This window comes from Dinoroseobacter shibae DFL 12 = DSM 16493, from assembly GCF_000018145.1.
In the GTDB taxonomy this organism is placed as follows: Bacteria; Pseudomonadota; Alphaproteobacteria; order Rhodobacterales; family Rhodobacteraceae; genus Dinoroseobacter; species Dinoroseobacter shibae.
Genome location: NC_009957.1, coordinates 76,655 through 93,108 on the forward strand (window position 1 = coordinate 76,655; position 16,454 = coordinate 93,108).

The following is a 16,454-nucleotide window of genomic DNA, read 5'->3' on the forward strand; positions in this document are numbered from 1 at the left end:
TGTCGGAATCAAAGGCTAAGTCACGCAGCCGATCGGCAAACAATTTTTTGACAGAAGAAGCGGCGGCAACCCACCAAAACACCCCGAAACGCACGAAGGTACCAGGTAAGAACAGAACGCACTGTTCAAGACTGTTGGCGGCGCTTCTCATCAATCACCGCCTGCACAAGGTTCATCACGTTGGAATGCGGTGTCGCGGCCTGCTGGTCATTCAGTGCCTCCTTCACCTTGGACCGAAACCAGGCATCATGGGACGTCATCTCACCGGTCACGGCGATGGTCCTCGAGGCGCCTATCCAGAAGCTCGCCTAGGTCTCTCGGCATAGCTGCAACGCTCAGAGCGACCCGAGATCGGCGGTAGGGAGAATGGACCTTGGACAGATTGACTTTGTCGCAAGCCTGTTTGCGGTCTGAAGGCTGTTTCAACTCGGATTCCCCGTTCACGCGATGATCGAACGTTACAGCAAAACTTCCCGGACGATAAGACTCTTGAGATCTCTACATTATGGGGATGACCAAAACATCTGCGCACAGACGCCCCTTCACACCATTGCCGACGTTGGGGCGGGATGCCGCGAAGGTCTCAAACGAGCCGAAAGTACCAGTTACTGCACTATGCGCGAATGTCGGCCATCAATGAGACTACGCCTACACACGCGCAATCTCACGGATCAGATCATTTGTCTCTGGTCTCGTCGTTTGGTGCCGATAACGAAGAGCAGAAACAGTTCGCGAAATTTCAAGGCCGTCGATGAGTATCGAAACGAGGTCCCTATCTGCTGGAATTGCCGTGGTTGGCAAAATCACCGCGCCTAATCCCTGCCGCGCGAGTTCGACTAACCAATCCACGCGATTTGACCGATAGGCCGCGTAGAGTTCGTGACCTTGGTCTGCACATGCCCGATGCAACGCATCGCGCATTTCGCAATTGGGTCGATCGAGCATGTCAGTTTCAGCGAGTGTCGAAAGAGAAATAGCGTTTCGTCCAGACAACGGGTGCGACTTGGACACCACAACCTTATAGGCCTCGTCATAGAGCTGGTCTATTCGATAGAGGTTTTCACTGACAGTTGCCGCTGTGACAACGACGTCAAATTCACCCTCTCGCAATCCGGCCAGAAGCTTGGAGGTAGACGCCACGATCAACTCTATTTCGGCCTGCGGCAATCGTGTACGGAAGCGTTCCACGGCGGCTGAAATCCGGTTGTGACCAATCGTTTCGCCAACACCGACAGAAATAGGAACCCGCTCTAGTCGCGTGTGGCGGACGGCTTCTGCCTTAGCTGCCTGCGTTTCGTCATGCGCTTTCTGTAGCCTTGGCTGCATTAGCTTTCCGAGTGCCGTCAACCTGCATCCCGCGCGGTCCCTGACAAACAGATCACCCCCGAGCTCGTGTTCAAGTTTCTTGATCGCGGTCGTCAAGGACGGTTGGGAAACATTTGAGGCACTGGCGGCATGGGTGAAGTTGCGATGCTGGCAGACAGCCAAAAAATACCTGATCTGGTTCATCTCCACTGCCACAGTCTCCGTCACTTTCCGCCATGAGGTTCACCATAGCACATGTCTATCAAAGAATAGAAGTTCGGGATTGGTGCCTGAGGCATTCGGCATGAGAAAAGGGTGCATCGAAACCAAACACAACAACCTATCAATCAGGAGGCGACCATGAAAGCCCAAATTCTCAAGACACTCGCCGCTTTGGCCTTGATCACGACATCTGCAGCCGCACAGGAAACCCCAATGGAAAATCACACTGCCAGCTACATCGCCATGCCCGCCGCTGAAGGCCAGACCGAAGCATTCGCCGAATTTCTGGCCGGAGCCGCCCCGATTGTCGCGGACACCGAACCAGGCACCGTGCTTTGGTTTGCCTTACAAGACGACGATACGCTCGCGATCTTTGATATCTTCGTGGATGAAGAAGCGCGCAATGCGCATTTCTCCGGCGCTGTGGCCGCGGCTTTGAACCAAAATGCCGACGCGCTGGTCGCCGGGGGCTGGGACGATGGTGTTGTCGCGAATATCAACAATTCCGATGTCCTGTCGGTGAGGGAACCGGTTGATCTCTACTCGGCCACGACAGCCACGTACATCACGCTCGAAGCAGCACCCGGCAGAGGGCCGGAATTGGCAGCCTTGCTGACCGCAGCTGGTCCCATCGTCGGAGAAACCGAACCCGGCACATTGTTCTGGGCGGCGCTGCAGATTGACGAAACATCCTTCGCAATCTTCGACATCTTCACCAACAATGCTGGCCGTGAAGCACACTTTGCCGGTCAAGTCGCCGGGCTGCTGAACGAACGGGCAGCTGAGTTGGTCGCTGGCGGGTGGGACGACGGTGTGGTCGCTAACGTCCACAACTTCGACATCCTCGCCATCAAGTAACGAGATGTGACAGGAACAAGAGGCGCCTGGTGCAACGCATCAGGCGCTTTGCCGAACGAATTTAGATTCACCGTGAAGCGGCCGTTCGAGTAACTGCAGCGAATTAGCGCTTTGTCCCGCATCTTACCAGTTCGCACACGATGCAGCGAACGGCAGGTGTACGGATAGGGAGGGACTTCTGAGAATTTCATCGTACCAGCCATATGACACACCAATGTCGCCTATTTCACTTGGCCCAAGTATGACGGCGATTGAAACGCATAATGCCCACTCACTGGCAGCCTTAGCGTGGGATTCCGCCCCTCGGGCATTCGACCCCACTTACCGATCGGGCGCCGCTTCAAGGGACGTCTCGAACCGCTTGTTCGCCGCCGCTGCTTCTTTCAAGAGCGCGTCAAAATTGTCAGGTGGATTGCCATCTTCCAACATCCCTTTGAACGTCGCATAGGCATCCGTCTTGCTGCCGTAGGCGCGCAGGGTCTTGTCGTCGTTCACCCAGGCCACCACGATGACCTTCGCATCGCTGTTGAACCGATAGAACAGCCGATACTGCTGGAAGAATTTCGCACGGAACCAGTGCTTGCGGTGATCGCCGAGTGTGCCGCCTTGCCGAAAGGCGGCGGCACCCGGATCTACCGGTATGGCCTCGGTGACCAGCTTGAAGATGGCGGCCAGCCGTTTCGTCGGGTTTTTCTTGCGCCAGGTCTTAGGATCGCGTGCCTTACGCGCCTCGACCTCTTCAATCAGCCCTTCGAGCTGATCCAGAAAGAGCGGATGCGCATAAATCGACCATCCGTTTACGACAAGGGGCGCTTGGGCGGGCACGCTATCGCCGCTCATTCATCCTCGAGCGATAGCGGCGCATCGAGATCGACGTCAACGTCTCCGACCAGTGCTGCAAGACGGTCATGCAAAGCCCCATCGAACGCCCGAATGCGGTCCGGATGCGCCTTGATATCGGCCTCGACAAAATCGAGAAAGGCTCCTAGCACGGGATCTTCCTCGTCGCTGCGCACGGGCTCGATATAGACCCTGCCACTCGGCTCGGTGCAGTAACGAATCTGGTCGCCCTTGCCCAGCTTGAGCTGCTTGCGCACACCCGCCGGCACGGTCGTCTGATACCGATCCGTGAGCTTCGAGACATCTTGTGCGAGGGCTGTCATGGCAGTCTCCTGAAAGAATGGGGGTCTTTGCTGCTTGCGCTAGGTAATGCATTTGCATTGCCATGTCAAGATAAGCCGCAGGATCTGCTGTCGCCGGGCAGGTCGATGACCCGTCCGGCGCAGGACCTAATTTCGCCTCGCCAGGAACTCCGCCAGCACCGGGCTGGCAGCACCTTTCGCGGAACTGAGCAGCTCCGAGCCCGCAAGCGAGGCCCTAGAGAGCCGCACGAGCACGCCGGTTTCCTCAATGCGGTAGCAGCGGCGTTTTTGCCGCCCCCGCCTGTAGTGGGTCGCCGTGACGATCTGGCAGGTGCTGCCATCGGTGAGCGTCACAGGGGCCGCGAGCCTGATCTTGTCGCCTTCCTCGTAGTCCGGGATCGCAGCCCAGTCCCGGCAACGCTGGCGCCAGGCATGGGCGTAGCTGTCAGGGTCTTTCAGGTCGGAGAGAAGCGCCAGAAGGCTGAGCGGCGCGCGGGACTCGACGGGGCCGGCGCTTTCTTCCATGTCCTTGTAGCCCCAGCAGCCGTCATCGTATCGGGTGAGGAAGACAGCGCCGAAGGTGATCGAGCCGTCAGGATCGGTGATATAGGTCGTGCCCTCGACAGGGGTGCCGTCGAGGCTAGTGACCCTTGCCGCCGCATACCAGGTCGAGCCGACCTTGCAGGCTTTGACCAGTTCGGTTTTGCGCCTGTCGCTCTCAAAGGTGCAGAGCCGGGCAATCTCCGCCTTCTCATCCGCGTAGGATTTGACGCGGCAATCGGTGTAGAAGAGCCAACCCATTATGCTGCCCTCCGGTCATCGATTTCCATCAGCGCATCGAGAGGCACGCGGTAGGGCTGCATGGCGTCGAAATCCTCGCAGCGATTATGGGAATAAGCTGAAGCACCAATACCCTGCCACGCTTCGCGCTCTCGGGACATTGGTGCTGCTTCATCAACTTGGTATTCCCAAAACGCCGAATTGCCGCAGTTCTGCACAATCGCGAAGGTATCGCAGGCATCCTTGAGGATGACCCGGAAGGTGCCTCCAAGGCCCGAGGGCACTTCGTAGGTCCCGCCGATCAGATAGTCCGAAGCCCGGCGCACGAAGACGCGGATGCTGTGGCCATCGGTGGCGAGCCGGATCGCCCCCTGCCCCCGGTCGATGAGCACCTGCACGTCGTCGAGGATGTCGGTATAGAACTGGCCGGTCAGATCGCGAAACGCCATGCGGCGCTGCGCCATCCAGTCGGTGTCGCGAAACGGGTTCATGCCGTGGGCGAAAGCGAAGGAGGGATCGGCCTGCTCAGTGGTGACGATGCGGGTGGTCGTGCCATCAATACCGTTCGAGCGCAGATGCACGCCATTGCCGACGATGAGGATCAGAGCGGGCCTGTCCACCGGTCCGTTCCAATTTGGGAGGAACGTCTTGCAGGCGCGCGCATGGGCGATCTGCGCCGCAACTGCAGAAGCAGAGAACTTGAGAATAGCCATGGAGATGTCTTTCGGTTGGGTGTGGGAGGGTCGACCCGCGCAGGCAGAAGGGCTTGCACGGGTCGTGTGGTGGCTCAGGCCGCTTGCGCGACCTCACCGTCAGGCTCGGGGATTTCCGCAGCGGGCTCCGCCTCATCAAAGGCAACACCTGCGGTCTGCATCATCGGCGGGCACCAGGAGGCCACGGCGGCGCGCTGCGCATCCGTGAGCGTGGCGAAGGGCTCGGCGAAGAGCTTGTCACAAAAGGCGACGATCTCCTTCTTGCTCGAAGAGGCCAGCGTTACAGCCTCCTGGGCCAGACCCAGATCTTCGCCGAGGATTTTCAGGAGCCATGCCTTCTTGAAGCGGTTGAAGAGCGTCGCGTTCGGCGTCCAATGGGCGCGAATGTCGGGCATCACTTCGATCTCGAAGTCATGCATCAGGCTGTCGCGCTGGCGGTCCCGCGCGAAACAGGACTGCGTGGTGCTGGCCGTGGCATAGGCGACGAGCTTGGCCTTCTCGCCCGGCTTCAGCGCGCGAAACGCCGCAAACTGATCGGCGGGAGAGCGGGCGTCATCGAGCCACGACAGGTCGAGCACATCATGCGCCGCCGCCACCTGCTCAAGCGAGGTCTCGTCGATCTCGTCCATTTTGGCATGGCTGCGGTATTCCTTGCGGGCCTCGATCTTGATCGCCTGCGTGACACTCATGCCACTGGCCAGAACGTCACTGACCAGCTTGAAGAGCGTCAGATCGAGCGCGGCCTCCGGATGCAGCGCCATCGCGGCCCCGAGCGCCATGGCCCGCTCGGTCTTGAGGTCCTCAGCAAGCGAGGCTGGATAGGTGATTTCTCCAGCGTCGGGGGCTTCCTCCCCGGTGGTGTTGGTCGAGGAACGGCGCGCGCCCTCCTCTTTCACGGTGTCCTCGGGGCGCACGAGGCCGATATGGAGCGTCACCTGCCCGTTCGACCAGGACGCAATCACACCGGCGCGGGCGAGGTCCTCGGCGCTATAGGCCTCCTGCAGATCGCGGGCTTCGTCTTCCAGAGCGTCCACGCGCTCGTAAAGGGCATTGTAGGCATCGTCTTCGAGCCCCTCATCCTCCATCTCGAGTTGCAGTTTCTCAAGTTCAGCGGTGATCTCATCCACGCGCTTCTGGGCAGCCTCATCCGGCTCGATCGGGCCGGGATAGACGCGGCCATAGTCGGCCATGGTCGCGTAATCATAGCGCACCATCGCATCGGCCCAGGCAAAGCCCAGTTTTATGCGGGCCTCCTCGGCGGCGGCCCTGAGCTTCTCGAGCAAAATAGTCTCGACCAGCGCCGCATCCTCGAGCACCGAGTGCTCGTCCAGAAGGTCAGCCGCAATGGCCCCGCCGCGCGCCTCATAGACCTCACGCACGAATGCCCCGATATCGTCACTGACCTGCACACCACGCGACTTGAGCGCCTGCCGCACCGTGTAGGCCTGCAGGTAGCTGTCCTCCTTGGTGAGCGCCTCATAGACTTCGCGTTGCACCTCCTGGCTCGGATGCTCAGCAAAAGCCTTCATCGTATCGAGCGTGATCGTCTTGGCCCGGGCAGCCGCGCGGATGTCGGGGTGGATCAGGCCATAGCGCAACCGGCGTTTCACGGCGGCAACCGTCGTTCCGAAGGTCTTGGCGATCGTTTCGGGCGTCTGGCCGTCGACCTCCATCATCCGCGCGAAGGCCTCGAATTCGTCGATGGCATTCATCGGCGCTTGCGTGATGTTCTCGGCGAGCGACAGAGCCGTGGTGACGTCGCAGTCCTCAGGGACAAGGCGGCAGTCGACCTTGGTTTTCGCCGTGAACCCCTTGGTGGCCTTGTCGGCGATCAGCTCCTTCAGCGCGGCGTGACGACGCCCGCCCGCCAGCACGGCGTATTTGCCGTCGAGCTTCTGGACGAGGAGTGGTTGCAGGAGGCCCAGTACAGCGATGCTGGCCTTGAGATGCGCGATGTTCTCGGGGTCATAGGTTTCCGGTGCGTTGCTGCGCACATTGGCGGGGTGGGCGACAAGATCGCCAATGGCGACGGTGAGAGGGGCAAAGCTTGCGGTCATGGGATATCCTTCCAGGTGGGTGAGATGCGGCCCGCGCGCTCACGCGCGTGACCAATCCCCGGCTTCAGGGATCACCAAGACAAAAGGCCCACTTTCCCTTTGAGGGGTCAGTGGGCCTTGAGTTTTCAGATCGACACTTTGGGAAGCCCTCCTACCCTACCAGTCACGCGCCAGCATGATGGTCAGCACGCGCATGGTTGTGGCAGGATTGTCCGGGGTCTCGGCCCCGTAGCGGAAATCCGAATCTGCCTCATAGAGATCGATTTTCCAGAACACGGTCTCGCCCCGGATCTCGACCGCGCCAAAATCGTGCCATCCCTCGGGATCATTCTCAGGCTCGAATGTATCGAACGCACCGGTGGCCTTCACCGCCTCGGCCATGAAGCCGTCACCGGCCTCCATAAGCGAGCGGGTGACATGCATTCGGCCCTGGGTGGGCTGCGCGGGCGCCACTCCAAGGCACGCGAGCTTGCGAAACGCGTCGTTCTGCGCTGCGATCACACTCGGATCTGGACTGTCTGGCTGGGGTTGAACGATCATGGACATAGGGATCTCCTTTGAGAAGTTGAAACACCCTTCCCAAAGCCAGCTTTTTCTTTTCCGCTTGGCGGAAGGACCGAAGCAGAAGGTGCCCTACCCGAACAGCCCCTTGGGTCTGTAATTCGGGTTGGGGATGGTTTCGATCCAGCCGCCCTGGTCCGTGATGCTCTCGAGCGCTGCCGAGAGCGGATACGCGCCCTCAGACGCGCTCCACCAATAGGCACCGCGTTTGAAGGAGATGATCTTGCGGCGGCCGTCGTTGAAGCAGGCCACCCGCAGCGTCTTGGGTTCTTTACGTGACATGCGAGTCTCCGTTCTCCGTATGGTCAAGCAGCCTCGGCGCTGCGCCCTGCCCTGCCCGCCTCTGACCGTGCGATCAGGTAATCACAGGCGCGCTGCGCATCCGCGGCGTGCTTGAAGATCGCACCCTTGTCCGACCGAAGAACGCGCAACCAGTTGTGGAGGTAGGCAGCATTCATCTCGAGCGTATGGGCCGTGAAGCCGAGCGTTTGCCCTAGGAACACGGAGGTCAGCTCGGCCACGATCTCCTCGCGCGCGTAAGAGGTGTTGCCAAACTTCGAGAGCCCGAAATCGCGGTTCAGCCGATGGGGAGCTTTCGTGGCATGGGCCAGCTCATGGGCCCAGACCCCGTAGAAGTTCCGCGGATTCTCGAACCGCGTGATGGACGGCATGTAAACCTTGTCCACGGGTGGCAGGTAGTAGGCTTCCGTGCCGGTAAAGACGGTCGTGATGTCGATGGCGTCGAAAAACGCCTGCATGTGCGGGATGGGTTCGGACGGCGGGTGCTCGGGCACCGGCTCCGGGTCTGGGAAGAAGCTGTCGGGTAAGCCCTCGATCTGGCAGGCATTGAACACGCGGTAGGATTTCTGGAAGCGGAAGATACGGGCTTCCTCGGAGTGATCATCGCCGTCGCTGCGGTCGTCCTCGCCGCCGGCGTCTTTCCGGCTTTGACCGTAGTAGACTACGACAGAGGACTTCTCGCCCTTGCGCACCTTCGCGTCCAACGCATTGGCCTGCGGCAGCGTCATCCAGAAGGGCGAGCTATGGCCCGCCATGACGGTGCGCATGGTCAGCAGGAAGTTGTTGACCCCCTGGTAGGGTTCCCCGCCCACGCGCAGGGGGCGAGAACTGCCACCTGCGGTCCAGGGCTTGCGCCACGGCAGGACGCCGCGCTCGATGATGCGGATGATTTCGTTCGTGATGACCTCGGAGGCATCGAATTTGGGCGTGCGGGATCGGGCCATGGCGGGCGTCCTTTCGTGTGGTGGTGAGAGAATTTAGGGGTCAGGTTGACTGGCGGGGGCGCGGATCGTTGACGATCCTCGCGCCGAGCCGCTCGACCATGTCGATGTAGGTGGTCAGCGAGACAGACTGGCCGGCACCTGAATGGTCAGCGTCAACCGATCTGCCTCGTGTCACACGGGGCAGGTTCGCGAAGCCGATGCCATCGGTGACGGGTCGGATATCGATGAAGGGCGTCCCGAGTGCGACCGCGAGGGCGGCCAAGGGAAAGCGCTCGATCGGCGCGAAGGTCGACACGGTGGTCCAACCGAGATGGAGGAATGTCCCACCATCCCCGCAGATTACATGGGCATTCGGCAATGTCGCCGCCTGCCTGAGATAGCCGAGATCACGCAAGACAGTCTCGCGTTCGAGCTGCCGCGCCCGCGCCGACTGGCCAGTTCGGCGCAGCTCTCTATGCCGCCACCAGGAGGCGGCGGTTGCGCGGAGCACGCGCAAGACACCTGATTGCATAGGAATGCCCTTCATCCGGAACGGCAGACCGGAACCCGGCCCGGACCCATCTGAGGGACCCCAAAGGCCCTCATCCGTCAGTCACAAAACCCGAAGAACACTTTCTCTTTTTCCGGCCCCTTTGGGCACACAACAAAACCGAAAAGCCCGGCCCTTCTGCCGAAGCCATTGATTTCATGCAGCAATTCCAGATCGGCAGGCAAGATCGGCAACGCATATCGGCAAAACCTTGCTTGAAAGTACGAAATGTGTTTATTTTTCAATTACTTTGCAAACGTGGAAGATCGGCAAAAATGCTGGAAACACCCGCCAGGATCGAACCCTGCTTCTTCGAGGAGCATATTCCCACAGAACTGGCAGACCTTTCGGTCGACATCCAGAGGGAAACCACCGGGCTGGGACAAGGGTTGCATCCTGACAGCGCAGCCGAACTTGCCGATCTCGTCCGTGTGATGAACTGCTACTACTCCAACCTGATCGAAGGACACAACACGCGCCCCCGCGACATCGAAAGGGCGCTGGCTGGTGCCGAGCTTGAGGAAGAAACCCGTCCCCTCGCCCTTGAGGCCCGGGCGCACGTCATCGTTCAACGGGCCATCGACGAGATGCATCGCAAGGGCACCCTGCCCCGCCCCACATCCGTCGAATTCCTGACTTGGGTCCATAAGAGCTTCTACGACGAGATGCCGGAAGAGTTTCGGGTCATCGAACATCCCGACGGCACACAAGAGCCCATCGTTCCGGGACGCATGCGGCAGGATGATGATCGGGAAGTTGCGGTCGGGCGCCACCTACCTCCTTCATCGTCGCGCGTCGCGGCATTCATGGACCATTTCGACAAACGATTTCAGATTGCGGCGCGGTCTTCGAGCGGACGGATCATCGCGATCGCCTCTGCGCATCACCGGCTCAACTACATCCACCCTTTCCCGGATGGTAACGGCCGTGTCAGCAGACTGATGTCTCATGCCATGGCCCTCACAGCGGGGATTGGTGGCCAAGGGCTCTGGTCCGTATCACGTGGGCTGGCCCGCGGGCTAACCGATCGGGGCGAGTACAAACGGATGATGGATCTGGCCGACAGTCCACGCCGCGGAGACCGCGACGGACGGGGGAACCTGTCAGAAGCGGCACTGAAGACGTTTAGTGAATGGTTCCTAAAGGTGACGCTCGACCAGATCACCTTCTCAGCAAGATTGTTCGATCTCGGCGGACTAGACCAACGGTATCGTCGTCTTGTTGCAGATACCATCGATGACAAGCGAGCGCCGGAACTAATCTCGGCGGTTCTTCGGCATGGGGCACTGGAACGAGGCGATGCGCAGATTGTGCTCAAGACGTCCGAGCGTACTGCTCGCAACACGCTGAGTAAGCTGACCGCCGCCGGATACCTGACGTCCGCCTCGCCGAAGACGCCGGTTCGGTTGGCGTTTCCGTTGGATTATCGAGAGCGGCTCTTTCCAAACCTCTTTGGAGACGGTGACATGCCCGTGTGACTGGCAACCGAAGCACCCTGTTTCTGGCCAAGTCCGCGAGCGCAGCCTCTGACCGTGTTGGAAAGAAGTTCACAGCTGTGAACTATCCCGAGCTATCCTACTTGTCAGCCGAGTTCACAGCTGTGAACTCATCATGCAGCATCCCGCCGCATCAAGGCCATGATCATCGGACCGCAGGAGAACTCCCCAATTGCTGCCTTTGAAGATAGGGTTCTCAAGTAGCCTCCAGGTGATCGGATATCCGCAAACCGTTCAAGCATTGCAACGATCACAACAGACGCTTCTTCGGGACCCATATAGCGTTTCGCCTCGTCCCACGCGGACGGGGAAATACCCATCATGGGCCTGACCACATCAGCCACCCGGACCAGATCGTGCCAGTGGCGCACGGGCTGCTCGGAATACGCTTTGAATTCCTGACAGGAAGCGAGGACGAGACCAAGCGGTATGTTCGGCATCAGTTGATCGTCAATAGTTGCCGTTGAGTTGCCCTCATCTTCAGAACACAGATGACTATTGGCAACTTCTGGAGTTTCGCGCACAGCGCCTCCGCCCCGCGCTTTTTCTAAGCGAGGTTCAAGATCATAAGAGTCTTTATTTGAATTCTGATAATGCTGCTCAGAAACAGCATCATTGGTGCTCATATTTTCTGTTTCACAGCCATCCAGAAGGCTTCGGGCGTGATCTAAAGCTGACCCCAAAGCGTCTTCGATGCGCCTAAGGTCTTCCATTTCGAGTTTTCTGCGAAGATCTCGGGCCATTAGGGCCGCAAGATCAGAGAATTGGTCCCAGACGCCCTGATCCGGACGAAGTGAGCGCCCGTACTCGGCCAGCCCTGCGAGGTCACGCCGCATGAGGCTCACAGTGGCACGTAGGCGCTTGTACCGCTCTTCTGCGGCCCGGACGGTCTCAGCAGCCTCACAAACTTCCTGGAAGCGTCGAACGAGCGGAGAGAGGTCGAACCCAAACGCAACCTTTTCGTCGCCGTAGCGGCGGGCATAGCGCTTCCCATTGGGGCTATCGCGCCGGACAACAAAGCCAGTCTGCACAAGGTTGGAGAGGTGGCGCCGCATCGTCGAGCAGGGCATGCCGTTCAGGCGCTCGCAAATCGCCTTGTTGGACGGATGTACAATCAATTCGCTGTCATTGCCTCCGAGAATTGTCGCTTGGTGAAAGCTGACCAGCGCCTGAAGCACCGTCAAATCCCGATCGGACAAGCCGAACGCGACTCGAGCGGCAGCGAGCTCCCTCAGGACCTCCCACTTGTTGGCGCCGGCTGGGGGCAGGTCTTCTTGGGTCGCTGCCTGATGTTTCAGGATGGCAGCATCTATCGTTCGCCGGAACGGCGTTACGGGCGTGTAGTCCATTTTGTCATTCACGAAGACAAAAATATCCCGGTCCGCGAATCACTTTGGACTTGCGGAAAATAGCTCCGGACACTACCTTGAAGGTGCTAGAAACAAGTTAGGGTCTCGTGGAGTGGTCGCTTTGCGGGACCTTTTCTTTTGCCTTTTCGTGCCTCCTTCTTTGATTTCTGCTCTTCCTCAGTCTTCCGACCGCTGCTTCCAGCGTTCGTGAAGGTCTTCAATCATGTCATGCACTTGCGTCTCGACCCAATCGGCGAAGTCTCCACCCGCCAACTCGATCGATAGGCCCTTGGCAGTGCGTTTGACCGTGCCGCCGCGTTTGCCGCCGATCTTCAGCGGGACGCTGGAAGGTGGGGCAGGGGAGGGCGACTTGGCCGGTTTAATCGCCTTGGTCACAGCCTTTTCTACGGCCAGGAACGCTTGGATGGACGGGTCATTGGTAGAGGCAACGTCATCCACCACCATGGAGGTCTCGGCATTTTCACGTGCCTCTTTCGCGATCCCGATAAGGTCCTCGCAGTCCAGACCATTTTCGTCGATGGCCCGACCAAGGGATTCCCATCGGGGTCGGCCAATGCCATGGGCGGCGCCAATGGCGCGTACCAGATCCGGCCCGACCATGTCCGCGATCGCGATCGCCATAGATATGGACGACTTCGTGACGGTAAGAATTTCTGCAACCTGAGATTGATTTCCGAAGCCGGACGACACAAGGTCCTTTGCGAACAGGGCCTTTTCAATAAAAGACAAATCGCGCCGCCCCATGTTCTCCGAAATCTGAGCACGCAGAGCGCTGTCGTCATCCAGGTTGGTGACTAACGCGCGAACCTTGGTAACCTTATCGGACTGACGGATCGCCTCCAGCCTGCGTCGCCCATAGACCAAAAGGTAGCGATCATCTTCACCCGGCGCACGTCGCACGAGGATCGGAACAGTCTGACCGTTCGCCTCAATCGCATCGCGCAAATCCAGTACATCGGCCGGGTCAAGCCGGTCCGCCATACGCCCGTCTTCGATGCTCGCCGGGTCCAGTTCCCAAACATGATGGGAATCGACCGCGTCGCGGGCGGACCGAAGGGCGCGATTCGAGGTCATCATCGGTGTCACAGCACCTGTCTGAGGGGCAGGGGAGGGGGCCCCAGCTGCCGCGAGACTGTCCAGCATTGACATGCGCTTCTTCTTGCCACTGGTCATGTGCGCCCCCAGGTTTTCTGGATTAGGTCGGCGATCTCGTCATTCAGCGTATTCAGGCTCTCAATCGCGCGATCATAGGTGGAACGCGTGAACGCGCTGCGTTCCACTTCATAAAGTGTCTGCTTGGTCAGGCCCGCATCTGAGATGGCTGTGGACTTCAACATGGGCGAATTCAGCACGGCTTCGCCGTACATTGTTCGCAGGAAAGCCACGATGCGGTTCTGCGGCGCATCCTGCGGCTCGTAGCGGGTCAAAACATAGCGCATCCAGTCATGAGACATGTCAGCGCCGCTCTCGGCGATCACGTCCATGAGGTCGGCTGTCATGCGGAGGAATTGCGACATGGACATCACATCGAGCATCTCTGGATGGATGGTCACCAGAACGCCCGTGGCCGCGGACAGGGCGGACATGGTCAGAAAGCCAAGCTGCGGAGGGCAATCTATGACGACCACGTCGTAGTCCTCATCGACCTGGGCCAGCGCCTCCTTCACGCGGAAGAAGAAAAGTCCGGCATTGCCCTGCGCCAGCGCGCGCGGGGTGTCGTGCTCGAACTCCATCAGTTCGAGGTTGCCGGGGATCAAGTCCAAATTGGGGATATAGGTCTTGCGGATGACCGACCGGATCGGCTCCGGGTCCTCATAGCGGATCGCATCGTAGAGAGTGCCGCCATCTTCGAGGTCCAATTCCGGCTGAACGCCGTGCAGCGCGGTGAAGGAAGCTTGTGGGTCAAGATCAATGCCCAGCACACGATATCCGCGCAGGGCAAGCCGTTGGGCGAGATGGGCAGAGGTTGTTGTTTTTCCGGACCCGCCCTTGAAATTCATCACGCCGATGACCTGAAGATGATCACGTTCTCGTCGTCCGGGAACGTAATCGCCCGGCTTGCGAGCGGTTTTTTCAAGGAGTACACGCAGCGCCTGGATATCCTGCGCCGAGTAAAGACGACGGTTGCCGGCGGTAAGCTCGGGAGAAGGCCCTTTGCCATCCAAGTTGAGTTTGCGAAGATAGGAATCGTTTACGCCGAGCAGCGCCGCAGCCTCACCAGAGGTGAATTTGCGCATGGTCTTCTCGGCATCGGGTGGAAACAGGCTCTCACGTTGCGAATGCAACTGGTTCGCCAGCCATTCCGAATGCTGGCGGATCACCGCGTTGAGATCCTCATGCACAAAGGTATTATCCATCTGCCCTCTCGCTTCCGAGACATCGCGTCTTTGGCGTGTTCACGGAAATTGACGTTTTTTGCCTCGTTTCCGTGACTATTGGCGCAAGAGTCGGATTCGCGCAAGGTTTTTCCACATCTAGTGGGCGAGTCGTCACCGAACACAAGGCTGTTAGGCTTCCTGCTGCATGGTGTAACGCACCGCATCTCACGAAAAGGGACAGGGGAGAACTCTTGTCGGAGGGCTCCAGCATGGCTTTGAGCGCACCAGAGCTTGCCTCTTGGCAGTTCTGGATATACATTACTGGATGTTTATCCATGCCTGAGAGGACAAGATGCAAGTTGCCAAATGGGGAAACTCCCTTGCCGTCCGGCTACCCGCGGATCTTGTGAGGGAACTCGGCTTAAAGGAAGGCGATCAGGTCGACCTGGTAAAGGACGATGGAACCATTCTTGTGAGACGCCAACCTCGCGCCGATGAAGTTCTACAAGGGCTGAGGCGGTTTCGCAGAAAACTGCCCAAGGATGCGCGTCTAAGCCGCGACGCCGCGCATGAGCGCTGAATTCGCAGACACGAATGTTGTGCTCTACCTGCTCGACGATGGTCCAAAGGCTGAGAGGGCGGAGGAAATTCTGGGGCAGGGACCCCGGATCAGCGTTCAGGTCCTGAACGAAGCGATGGTCAATTGCCGACGGAAAGCTGGGCTCAGTTGGGAAGATACCGGAGCGTTTCTTGAGGGTATTACGTCCGTATGCCCTGTCGAGGGCCTAACGGTTCAAACCCATCAAGTCGGTCGCGCGTTGGCAGAGAAGTACCAGTTATCGGTCTATGACGCGATGATCGTGTCTGCCGCGCTGATCGCTGGGTGCACGACTTTGTGGACTGAGGACATGCACGACGGATTGCTGGTCGAGGATCGGCTGCGCATCGTCAATCCATTTGCCTGACCAGCAACCCAAGTCGCTCCGCCCGTTCCAACAGCATCCTGACGGATGACGGTTGCCAGCTTGTGCGTCCCCGTGGAGTCCGCTCACGCATGGCTTCCAACCGGTCGCAGATCGCCTGTAGCGTGATATCCGGGTCCGAACCTTTGATGGCCGCAACAATCGCAGGCAGGCGATCGTCGGTTTTGCGGCGTCCAGCGCGTCCAAGCACTTCAGCGGGCAGGAACCCATCCCGCACATATGCCTTCACGGCACGGAGCAGGCGGCTTTGCGTCCAACGGCGGTCTTGGGGCAGGGGGGCATTGATAGTCCGCAGCACGTCTTCCCAGGCCATATCCGGCCGTAGGCGGCGCACATGGGGCACCCAATCCTGCGCGGTTTCGTTCAGGCGCTCCATGTAGCCGTCCTGTCGTGCCAGCCGCACCTTGCGCAGCGCGGCGGGGTCTTTGGTGCGAAGCCCAGGATTGCCACCAACGCGGCCCTTGGCGCGTGCAGAGACAAGCCCGGCCTTCGTGCGCTCACGTATCAGCGCGCGCTCGAACTCCGCCGCGGCGCCCAGAACCTGCAATGTGAATTTTCCTTGAGGGGAGGCGGTGTCGATGGGGTCCTGCAGCGAGCGGAAGAACGCCCCCTTGGCCTCCAGACGCTCGATCACCTCCAGTAAGTGCGACAGAGACCGCGCAAGCCGGTCGATCCGCACGACGACCAGCGTATCGCCGCTCTGGACCCGTTCGAGCACCCGCGCGAGCACAGGACGCGCGCGATTGCCGCCTGAGGCGTGCTCTTCAAAGATCTCGGCACAGCCCGCCGATTGCAGCGTCTCGGACTGGGGCAGGGGGGTCTGATCCTCTGTGGAAACGCGGGCATAGCCTATCAGGGACATGAAAACGGGCCGTT

Annotated in this window: 19 protein-coding genes; 4 read left to right on the forward strand and 15 right to left on the reverse strand. The window is 59.5% G+C overall.

The window, feature by feature from the left end:
* Nucleotides 1-125: 125 nt before the first annotated feature.
* Both DSHI_RS22455 and DSHI_RS22015 read right to left on the reverse strand, forming a co-directional pair.
* The gene (locus DSHI_RS22455) at nt 126-272 is read right to left on the reverse strand and encodes an antitoxin PaaA2 family protein (RefSeq protein WP_153218031.1); all 147 of its coding nucleotides are present in this window, start codon (nt 270-272) and stop codon (nt 126-128) included.
* 376 nt (nt 273-648) lie between these two features.
* Nucleotides 649-1,509 (reverse strand): LysR family transcriptional regulator, encoded by an 861-nt coding sequence (locus tag DSHI_RS22015; RefSeq protein WP_012187352.1) that lies wholly within the window; start codon nt 1,507-1,509, stop codon nt 649-651.
* A 156-nt stretch (nt 1,510-1,665) separates the two neighbouring features.
* On the opposite strand from DSHI_RS22015, the gene DSHI_RS20185 reads away from it, so the two are divergent.
* Entirely contained in the window at nt 1,666-2,385 is a 720-nt protein-coding gene (locus DSHI_RS20185) for a putative quinol monooxygenase (RefSeq protein ID WP_012187353.1), read from the forward strand.
* Between the two features lie 321 nt (nt 2,386-2,706).
* Here DSHI_RS20185 and DSHI_RS20190 read toward each other — a convergent pair whose 3' ends face one another.
* From DSHI_RS20190 to DSHI_RS20230, 9 genes are all read right to left on the reverse strand, one after another.
* The gene (locus tag DSHI_RS20190) at nt 2,707-3,225 is read right to left on the reverse strand and encodes a type II toxin-antitoxin system YhaV family toxin (RefSeq protein ID WP_012187354.1); all 519 of its coding nucleotides are present in this window, start codon (nt 3,223-3,225) and stop codon (nt 2,707-2,709) included.
* Nucleotides 3,222-3,548 carry a type II toxin-antitoxin system PrlF family antitoxin gene (locus tag DSHI_RS20195; protein WP_005668772.1) on the reverse strand — a complete coding sequence of 109 codons (327 nt, stop codon included), beginning with the start codon at nt 3,546-3,548 and terminating at the stop codon, nt 3,222-3,224. Before DSHI_RS20195 ends, DSHI_RS20190 begins: the two co-directional genes overlap by 4 nt.
* A gap of 126 nt (nt 3,549-3,674) precedes the next feature.
* Entirely contained in the window at nt 3,675-4,328 is a 654-nt protein-coding gene (locus DSHI_RS20200; RefSeq protein ID WP_012187355.1) for a DUF6927 domain-containing protein, read from the reverse strand.
* Complete coding sequence (locus DSHI_RS20205) at nt 4,328-5,020, reverse strand: hypothetical protein (protein ID WP_012187356.1); 693 nt, start codon at nt 5,018-5,020, stop codon at nt 4,328-4,330. Before DSHI_RS20205 ends, DSHI_RS20200 begins: the two co-directional genes overlap by 1 nt.
* A 74-nt stretch (nt 5,021-5,094) precedes the next feature.
* The gene (locus tag DSHI_RS20210; RefSeq protein WP_012187357.1) at nt 5,095-7,077 is read right to left on the reverse strand and encodes a ParB/RepB/Spo0J family partition protein; all 1,983 of its coding nucleotides are present in this window, start codon (nt 7,075-7,077) and stop codon (nt 5,095-5,097) included.
* 156 nt (nt 7,078-7,233) lie between these two features.
* Complete coding sequence (locus tag DSHI_RS20215; RefSeq protein WP_012187358.1) at nt 7,234-7,623, reverse strand: DUF3768 domain-containing protein; 390 nt, start codon at nt 7,621-7,623, stop codon at nt 7,234-7,236.
* 87 nt (nt 7,624-7,710) lie between these two features.
* Nucleotides 7,711-7,920, reverse strand: coding sequence for a DUF6330 family protein (locus DSHI_RS20220; protein ID WP_012187359.1), 210 nt, complete (start codon nt 7,918-7,920; stop codon nt 7,711-7,713).
* A 23-nt stretch (nt 7,921-7,943) separates the two neighbouring features.
* Nucleotides 7,944-8,882 (reverse strand): ArdC family protein, encoded by a 939-nt coding sequence (locus DSHI_RS20225; protein ID WP_012187360.1) that lies wholly within the window; start codon nt 8,880-8,882, stop codon nt 7,944-7,946.
* Nucleotides 8,883-8,922: 40 nt separating this feature from the next.
* On the reverse strand, nt 8,923-9,408 hold the full coding sequence (locus DSHI_RS20230) for a hypothetical protein (protein WP_012187361.1): 486 nt from the start codon (nt 9,406-9,408) through the stop codon (nt 8,923-8,925).
* Between the two features lie 278 nt (nt 9,409-9,686).
* On the opposite strand from DSHI_RS20230, the gene DSHI_RS20235 reads away from it, so the two are divergent.
* Nucleotides 9,687-10,889 (forward strand): Fic family protein, encoded by a 1,203-nt coding sequence (locus tag DSHI_RS20235; RefSeq protein WP_012187362.1) that lies wholly within the window; start codon nt 9,687-9,689, stop codon nt 10,887-10,889.
* A gap of 131 nt (nt 10,890-11,020) precedes the next feature.
* Here the strand turns inward: DSHI_RS20235 and repC are convergent, their stop codons facing one another.
* The 3 genes from repC to repA form a co-directional block, all read right to left on the reverse strand.
* Nucleotides 11,021-12,256: a plasmid replication protein RepC gene (gene repC / locus DSHI_RS20240; protein ID WP_012187363.1), complete on the reverse strand. Its 1,236-nt coding sequence runs from the start codon at nt 12,254-12,256 to the stop codon at nt 11,021-11,023.
* A gap of 177 nt (nt 12,257-12,433) precedes the next feature.
* Nucleotides 12,434-13,450, reverse strand: a complete 1,017-nt coding sequence (gene repB / locus DSHI_RS20245; protein WP_012187364.1) for a plasmid partitioning protein RepB — start codon at nt 13,448-13,450, stop codon at nt 12,434-12,436.
* The gene (repA, locus tag DSHI_RS20250; protein WP_012187365.1) at nt 13,447-14,634 is read right to left on the reverse strand and encodes a plasmid partitioning protein RepA; all 1,188 of its coding nucleotides are present in this window, start codon (nt 14,632-14,634) and stop codon (nt 13,447-13,449) included. The genes repB and repA overlap by 4 nt, the downstream gene beginning before the upstream one ends.
* A gap of 313 nt (nt 14,635-14,947) precedes the next feature.
* Here repA and DSHI_RS22020 point away from each other — a divergent pair, with 313 nt between their 5' ends.
* Both DSHI_RS22020 and DSHI_RS20255 read left to right on the forward strand, forming a co-directional pair.
* On the forward strand, nt 14,948-15,175 hold the full coding sequence (locus DSHI_RS22020; RefSeq protein ID WP_012187366.1) for an AbrB/MazE/SpoVT family DNA-binding domain-containing protein: 228 nt from the start codon (nt 14,948-14,950) through the stop codon (nt 15,173-15,175).
* Nucleotides 15,165-15,560 carry a PIN domain-containing protein gene (locus tag DSHI_RS20255; RefSeq protein ID WP_012187367.1) on the forward strand — a complete coding sequence of 132 codons (396 nt, stop codon included), beginning with the start codon at nt 15,165-15,167 and terminating at the stop codon, nt 15,558-15,560. The genes DSHI_RS22020 and DSHI_RS20255 overlap by 11 nt, the downstream gene beginning before the upstream one ends.
* Here the strand turns inward: DSHI_RS20255 and DSHI_RS20260 are convergent.
* Nucleotides 15,544-16,440, reverse strand: coding sequence for a recombinase family protein (locus tag DSHI_RS20260; RefSeq protein ID WP_012187368.1), 897 nt, complete (start codon nt 16,438-16,440; stop codon nt 15,544-15,546). The genes DSHI_RS20255 and DSHI_RS20260 overlap by 17 nt on opposite strands.
* Nucleotides 16,441-16,454: the final 14 nt, after the last annotated feature.

Excerpts from the sequence above, each read along its gene's own strand:
- DSHI_RS20200 (WP_012187355.1), bottom strand. The coding sequence starts at position 4,328 with ATGGGTTGGCTCTTCTACACCGATTGCCGCGTCAAATCCTACGCGGAT.
- DSHI_RS20225 (WP_012187360.1), bottom strand. The coding sequence starts at position 8,882 with ATGGCCCGATCCCGCACGCCCAAATTCGATGCCTCCGAGGTCATCACG.
- DSHI_RS22020 (WP_012187366.1), top strand. The coding sequence starts at position 14,948 with ATGCAAGTTGCCAAATGGGGAAACTCCCTTGCCGTCCGGCTACCCGCG.
- repA (WP_012187365.1), bottom strand. The coding sequence starts at position 14,634 with ATGGATAATACCTTTGTGCATGAGGATCTCAACGCGGTGATCCGCCAG.
- DSHI_RS20195 (WP_005668772.1), bottom strand. The coding sequence starts at position 3,548 with ATGACAGCCCTCGCACAAGATGTCTCGAAGCTCACGGATCGGTATCAG.
- DSHI_RS22015 (WP_012187352.1), bottom strand. The coding sequence starts at position 1,509 with ATGAACCAGATCAGGTATTTTTTGGCTGTCTGCCAGCATCGCAACTTC.
- DSHI_RS20260 (WP_012187368.1), bottom strand. The coding sequence starts at position 16,440 with ATGTCCCTGATAGGCTATGCCCGCGTTTCCACAGAGGATCAGACCCCC.
- repC (WP_012187363.1), bottom strand. The coding sequence starts at position 12,256 with ATGGACTACACGCCCGTAACGCCGTTCCGGCGAACGATAGATGCTGCC.
- repB (WP_012187364.1), bottom strand. The coding sequence starts at position 13,450 with ATGACCAGTGGCAAGAAGAAGCGCATGTCAATGCTGGACAGTCTCGCG.
- DSHI_RS20255 (WP_012187367.1), top strand. The coding sequence starts at position 15,165 with ATGAGCGCTGAATTCGCAGACACGAATGTTGTGCTCTACCTGCTCGAC.
- DSHI_RS20205 (WP_012187356.1), bottom strand. The coding sequence starts at position 5,020 with ATGGCTATTCTCAAGTTCTCTGCTTCTGCAGTTGCGGCGCAGATCGCC.
- DSHI_RS20185 (WP_012187353.1), top strand. The coding sequence starts at position 1,666 with ATGAAAGCCCAAATTCTCAAGACACTCGCCGCTTTGGCCTTGATCACG.
- DSHI_RS20235 (WP_012187362.1), top strand. The coding sequence starts at position 9,687 with ATGCTGGAAACACCCGCCAGGATCGAACCCTGCTTCTTCGAGGAGCAT.
- DSHI_RS20230 (WP_012187361.1), bottom strand. The coding sequence starts at position 9,408 with ATGAAGGGCATTCCTATGCAATCAGGTGTCTTGCGCGTGCTCCGCGCA.
- DSHI_RS20215 (WP_012187358.1), bottom strand. The coding sequence starts at position 7,623 with ATGTCCATGATCGTTCAACCCCAGCCAGACAGTCCAGATCCGAGTGTG.
- DSHI_RS20210 (WP_012187357.1), bottom strand. The coding sequence starts at position 7,077 with ATGACCGCAAGCTTTGCCCCTCTCACCGTCGCCATTGGCGATCTTGTC.
- DSHI_RS20220 (WP_012187359.1), bottom strand. The coding sequence starts at position 7,920 with ATGTCACGTAAAGAACCCAAGACGCTGCGGGTGGCCTGCTTCAACGAC.
- DSHI_RS20190 (WP_012187354.1), bottom strand. The coding sequence starts at position 3,225 with ATGAGCGGCGATAGCGTGCCCGCCCAAGCGCCCCTTGTCGTAAACGGA.